This is a genomic window from Corallococcus praedator (assembly GCF_003612125.1).
GTDB lineage: Bacteria > Myxococcota > Myxococcia > Myxococcales > Myxococcaceae > Corallococcus > Corallococcus praedator.
The window spans coordinates 1-413 of the sequence record NZ_RAWI01001241.1; the positions used below are offsets into that span (position 1 = coordinate 1).

Annotated in this window: 1 protein-coding gene; it reads left to right on the forward strand. The window is 53.8% G+C overall.

The annotated features are described in order from the left end of the window. On the forward strand, positions 1-316 hold a 316-nt coding region (locus D7Y13_RS43900; RefSeq protein WP_208734710.1), incomplete at its 5' end, for a hypothetical protein. Between the last annotated feature and the right edge of the window lie 97 nt (positions 317-413).

The window sequence follows — 413 nt, forward strand, 5'->3', positions numbered from 1 at the left end:
TACGGATGTCATCATCCTTATGAGTGACGGCCTCAATACCGAGAACCGAGATACAAAGGACGACCCGGCATGGGACGTTGCGAGCAAGAAGTCGAAGATCGACGATCGCGAAAAGAAAATCTGCGCCAACATCAAGGCTGCCGGCATTACCGTTTATGCAATTCAGGTGAACACGGGCGGAGATCCCACGCAAACCGTGATGCAAAACTGCGCTACGGATGTCACGAAGTTCTTTGAAATCAAACAGGCAACCGGCATGGTGACGGTATTCAGCCAGATCGGCACCGCACTGTCGCAGCTTCGAATCTCCGACTAACGCAGCTGAGACCGTCGCTTCAGGCCGAGCACGAGCGCATTAGTAGGCCTTGCTTGGGCAGCCTCATCTAAATCGACGACGACATGGGCTTAGCAAC